The following is a 3,062-nucleotide window of genomic DNA, read 5'->3' as shown; positions in this document are numbered from 1 at the left end:
AGAAATCGGATATTCTGTATTATCTTTGATGATGCCCCGAACAGAAGCGACAGCGTAACTGCCGCCATCAACTGAGGCTAACTCGACTGCCAATAAAGTACCTTTTGGGATTGCCACTTGCCCATAGTTATCGCGTAAATCCTCTTGCAGGAGAGCAATAGACTTAGTGTTATTAGAGGTTGGTGTTTGTGTCTGTCCAAGTCCTGAATTATTAACTGTGGTTTGAACTAATGGGGTAACAATCACACCAGTAGCAACAGTACCAACTGTCAAATAACGAGTTTGTTTACCTTGGAGAATTTGGCTTTCTTGAGGTAAATAATTGTTAGCTAAAGTAATCTTGTTAACTTTAGAAGTCGCTTGCCACCTGGGGCGAATCTTTTCAATCGACTCGCTTGAGTTTTGCGGCGTGGTTTGGTCAAAATTATTTGTATTTGTTTGTTCATTTTGCTCATTCGGTTGATTTTGAATTGCTTGAGCTTGAGCAAGATATGGATCTAATGAAGATTGTTTACTGGTGCTAGCTTCGGCGTATGCGATTTTGCCGTAAGAACCGATGCCACGGAGTTTGTTCAATTGCTCAAGGGGATCTTGGGGCGTTACTGTCCGCGCTCCTATAGAGGATCTTGAAGAAAAACTCGTGCGTGTTGGTGGCTGAGTATAGGTTCTAATTGGTTGTGATGCAGTCTGAGTTAGGCGACGTGGTTGTGTATTTTGAACAGTCCGTGGCGCAGGTCGTGGAGATGGTGGGCTAGATGGCACAACCTTTTGGTTTACTGAAACTGGTACTGGCGCTGGTTGGTCAAATTTATTTTTGTTAATGCGACCTAACTCATCTTCTTGATCCGACAGAGCTAGTTTTGCACGAGCGTCACCATCCCCCTCATTATCTTGTGTTTGTTCTGTAGCAGTAATAGTTTCCCCTGGCTTTTGAGCAATCTTTGGTGCTGGTGCGGGATTGAAAATGCCATTGAGCATCAAAAATATAGCTAAAAATCCAACTCCAAAAGGGACAGCAATTATTGCTAGTCTTGACCAAGGAGAAGTGACAAAATTGTGCTTAGTAGGAACTAATAAACTTTCCGCTTCTAGCTGTTTATCAGGGTTATTTTTGTGGTCAGCATCACCTATACTCAGTAGTTTGTCTATAGTTAATACAGACCCTTTACCGTTGTTTTCACTCATTTTCTTCTCCCGAAGTTTAAATCTACAATTTCTGTAATTTCTAACCCGGCGCGACGGGCTGCATAAATCTTCTTAGCTAACTCAGTGGTATTAGCTGGGATATATTCTGGATTAGAAATTGAAGAAACAGAAATGCCACCACCAGCCGCTAAACCTGTAGCTAAGAATGGCGCAATTATACCAATTGTAAATAGGAAGAACATTGGCTGATAAGATTTAGAATCAGCGACTAATTGCCCGGCGAAACCAACAATGATATTGAAGCAGAGCTTGCCAAAACCTACACTGAAATATCCTACTAACCAACTGTAAATTGATTTAGCTCCGTAAGGTAGCAGAGAACCACCAACAGCTATAGGCCCCAGCAGTGCTGTTACGAGCATAGTCAATTCAATTCCCCATTGATAAGCCCCATTCATTCCGACTAAAATTATCGTAACTATGTCAGTAACAGCAGACCCAACAAAAGCATTAATGGGAGATAAAATTAAATCAATTCCGTTTGCTTGACCATCTTTCACATCATTAAAAGCATCCATAGTGCCATCAACCGCATCTATAAACCAAGAGAAAACTCCATTATTCTTGTTAAATTTATCTGGATATTTTTTGGTTAAATATTCTTTAGCTTGATTCAAACAGTTGATTTGTTCTTGTTGACTTAAAGATGAATTTCTACATTTATTTACAGCAATACCAATAGCGCTACGTGCTGCTTCAGTTCCTAATGCACTTTCAAACGCTTGCTTAAGGTCAACCCCCGCAGCAGCCTTACTAAGAACTATATTATTTACATTATTTATGTAGTTTCTAATTCCCAAAGTTGATTTTCCTAAAGCATCTCCGCTATTACTTAGGAGATAGACAACTATTAACGGCCAAATAAAGTCTGTATAAGCTCTTTGCTCTTCCCCCGCCATCATTTTTTTTGTCCATTCAACGACGAAGAAAGTTAGTGTTGCTACAGCAAATAAAGCTCCGACTGTACAAATTGCTGAATAAACACCACCTGTAATAGTTTCGTTCCAAAGCTCATCAAATCCTTGAGCTATTGAAGCTGCATTTTCTTTTGCTAAATCAGCTAAATCACCACCATCTAGTTGGGCTAGTAAAAACATGATTTGAATCCTTGCTCAATACAGTAATTTTGTCAGACATTTGAACGCTAGTTGATTGTTTCTATAGGAGGGAAAAGCTCTTGTAACTTTACTTCCTACTGTGTTTCTATACCGAATGGCACGCTTGTAAAGGGAAAATCGGTGAGGCAACAGGGGTGCAGAGGAGCAGAGGAGAAAGAAGAAGTTTTAGGTATTGCGAACGGACAGTTTAGAAATTCCCCTCTGCACCCTTGCCCCCTGCCCCTGGAGCATCCTTACGCTGCATACTCTTCAGCTTAACAAGCGTGCCATTCGTTTCTATACCCTTTTAATCAGTCAGCAGAAGTAGGATCTAGCCGTGCATTAAGTACGACTTCATGTAGTAGAGACAATCTGCCATCTTCTTCGGAGTTTTCCTTTTTCCGTTGGGAGTCAAGATGATCTGCCACTTGCGTCAGCATCAAGTTAGAGTAAGCATTGTCCTGTCGGGCTAATAGCGAATCAGTACGTTGTTCTGCTAACATCGACACAATTAAGCCGTTCTGAGCGGCGATCGCTTTGAGAACGTTTTGAGAGGCATCCATGTTCTGAGCTTCATCAGAAATATCTTTTGCTTGCTGGGCGATTTGTGCAGTAGTATCAATTTTTTCTTGAGTTTGCTGCTGTCCCGTAAGGCTGACGACGCTAGCGACAGAAGCCAAAGCTAGGTCACGTTCCAACTTCTGTGCTTTTTCTTGGGCGACAGGATAAGAATAATCGTCCTTAAGTGAATCCTTCAAT

Annotated in this window: 2 protein-coding genes and 1 pseudogene; all 3 read right to left on the bottom strand. The window is 41.2% G+C overall.

The annotated features are described in order from the left end of the window. The coding region (locus VE944_RS25580) for a hypothetical protein (RefSeq protein ID WP_324983742.1) at window positions 1-1,185 on the bottom strand (1,185 nt) is incomplete at its 3' end. Further along, entirely contained in the window at window positions 1,182-2,303 is a 1,122-nt protein-coding gene (locus VE944_RS25575) for a hypothetical protein (RefSeq protein ID WP_324983739.1), read from the bottom strand. The genes VE944_RS25580 and VE944_RS25575, both read right to left, overlap by 4 nt. A 311-nt stretch (window positions 2,304-2,614) precedes the next feature. After that, window positions 2,615-3,062, bottom strand: a pseudogene (locus tag VE944_RS25570) (hypothetical protein); the annotation flags it as partial.

The sequence above is a fragment of the Nostoc sp. genome (genome assembly GCF_035638895.1).
In the GTDB taxonomy this organism is placed as follows: Bacteria; Cyanobacteriota; Cyanobacteriia; order Cyanobacteriales; family Nostocaceae; genus Nostoc.
Note: the sequence above shows the minus strand (reverse complement) of the source record. Positions and strands in the feature narration are given on the sequence as shown.

Coding starts and splice junctions, on each gene's coding strand:
- VE944_RS25575 (WP_324983739.1), bottom strand. CDS start 2,303: ATGTTTTTACTAGCCCAACTAGATGGTGGTGATTTAGCTGATTTAGCA.